The 1,999-nt window shown below is 66.2% G+C and carries 2 protein-coding genes; both read right to left on the reverse strand.

The window, feature by feature from the left end:
• Positions 1–222: 222 nt before the first annotated feature.
• On the reverse strand, positions 223–1,413 hold the full coding sequence (locus WA944_RS12615) for an acyl-CoA dehydrogenase family protein (RefSeq protein WP_370329918.1): 1,191 nt from the start codon (positions 1,411–1,413) through the stop codon (positions 223–225).
• A 71-nt stretch (positions 1,414–1,484) separates the two neighbouring features.
• A partial coding sequence (locus tag WA944_RS12620; protein ID WP_526646996.1) for a carboxylesterase family protein occupies positions 1,485–1,999 on the reverse strand: 515 nt, incomplete at its 5' end.

Consider the following 1,999-nt stretch of genomic DNA (forward strand, 5'->3'; position numbering starts at 1 on the left):
CCGTCGAAGCAATCGAGAAGTGGTGTGTGATCGGAAGCGAAACCCGAGTGGCAGACATGCTCGCGGAGTTCCGTGACGCCGGCGCCGCGTCATTCGTGATGCTGCCGACCTCTGCGAACGTCCTGGCTCAGTACGAGCGCCTCGCCGCGGTGCGCGAGAAGTTCGCCATGGAGGTCTGAGTAGGTCTGACGAGTCGACGCCTCAGGCCGAACTCGCAGGTCGCTACGGAGCGAATTCTCGCCCAAGCAGGTGGCGGGCGACAACGAGCTTGGCGACCTGCGCGGTTCCATCGGCGATTTCGAATGCCAACACGTCGCGCAGTCGCTGCCCTTGCACACTGTCCCTGCCCCATCCAGCGTGGCCAAAGGTAAGCAGCGCCTGGTGTACGACCTCGCCCGCGGTCTTGGGCGCGAACCACTTCGCCATGTTCGCAGCCACCGTGTGATCCAAGCCCTGGTCCTTTCGCCACAGCGCCTCGTAACAGATGTGACGGGCCCCGGCCAACCTGGTGGCCTGCTCGACCAGCGGGAACGCCACCCCCTGGTGGCGACCTATTGGACCACCGAAAGCCTGCCGGGTTCGCGAGTACTCCAGTGCATCGTCGAGTGCTGCCTGGGCGATGCCGACGCACATCAGGCCGATCACCGCCCGCGAGTAGTCGAAACCCTGCATCACCGACACGAATCCGGCGCCCTCCTGCCCGATCAGCTCGTCGCGACCCACCTTCACCCCGTCGAAATGCAACGACGCACGCCCGATGGCCCGGCCGCCGTGATCGTCGAGCGGGGTCCGCGCGACCCGCTCGTCGTTGAGGTCGACGTAGAAGGCGCTGACCCCGCGGGCCCCGGGCCCTCCGGTGCGCGCGAAGACCACTCCGGTGTCTGCCGACATCCCCGCTGAGATCGAAGTCTTCTCGCCAACCAGCCGCCAGCCTGTCCCGTCGGGTTGTGCGCGCAGCGACAGGTTGGCCGCGTCGGACCCGTGCTCTGGCTCGGTGAGCACCAGCGCCGACAGTGCGGTGCCATCTGCGAGCGGGGGTAGCCATCGCGCCAGTTGCTCCTCGCTGGCGTTGCCGACCAGGATGTCGGCGTTGAGACTGGCGATCAGCAGGATGTAGCAGGCGTTGATGTCAGCCCGCGAGATCTCTTCGGCTGCTATGCCGGTGGTGACGGCGTCGGCCCCCTGGCCGCCGAATCTCTCCGGAATGCGCAGGCCGGTCAAGCCCATCGCCGCCATCTGGCGAGGTAGCTCCGGGCGCATCCGCGCGGCCCGGTCGTCGGCCTGGTAGTGCGGAGCGAGCACCCGCTCAGCGAAGGTGGCGACCTCACGCCGGAAGGCCTCTTGGTCTTCGTCGAAGGCGTAGTGCACGTGCGGCTCCCTGGATGCGCTGATCGGGCGACGGAACGATGTCATCAAGTTAGCCTTGCGGGACGTCGTTTCAAAGACCAAGCCTCTCAGGGGCGAACCTTTGTGGACACCGCTCGTCAGCGTGCGAGGACTTGAAAGCCTTCCCATGCTTGCCGCTGGTCGGCATGGGGATCGTTCTCGACCCGCGAAGCGCGATCGAAGACCAGCACCGGACGGGTGTCGCTGGTGTAGTGCGGCCAGCCGTCTCCTGGAATTCCGGTGCGCGCGAAAGCAAGCCAGCGCCCTTGCATGTCGTCGCTCACCCGCATGGCCGAGCGGCGATCGGCTCCCGCGCTGAGAAGCCGACCGAGGGGCGTGCGGTAGGCGTCGAACACCGCAAGAAGCTCCGTCGCATGGGTGGCACCGAGCCCGGTCCATTGCAGAGTTCGCGGGGCGAAGTCATAGCGGTACAGATATGTGGGGGCGTGCCGACTGTGGGAGTCCGCGATCTGCCACAGTGTCGACCCGAATGTGAAGTCGGCCCCCAGCCGGATACAGGCATCTGGGGCTGGATACTCGGGGTAGGCAGCGGTAATACGCTCGCGATAGGTGGGTTCCGCCCCCGCCAGTAACGCTTCGATCTTCGCTTCGT

It is taken from the genome of Mycobacterium sp. (assembly GCF_049683355.1).
Classification (GTDB): domain Bacteria; phylum Actinomycetota; class Actinomycetes; order Mycobacteriales; family Mycobacteriaceae; genus Mycobacterium.

What these genes read in the sequence shown, in the direction of transcription:
- WA944_RS12615 (WP_370329918.1), bottom strand. Translation starts at nt 1,413, where the DNA reads ATGACATCGTTCCGTCGCCCGATCAGCGCATCCAGGGAGCCGCACGTG.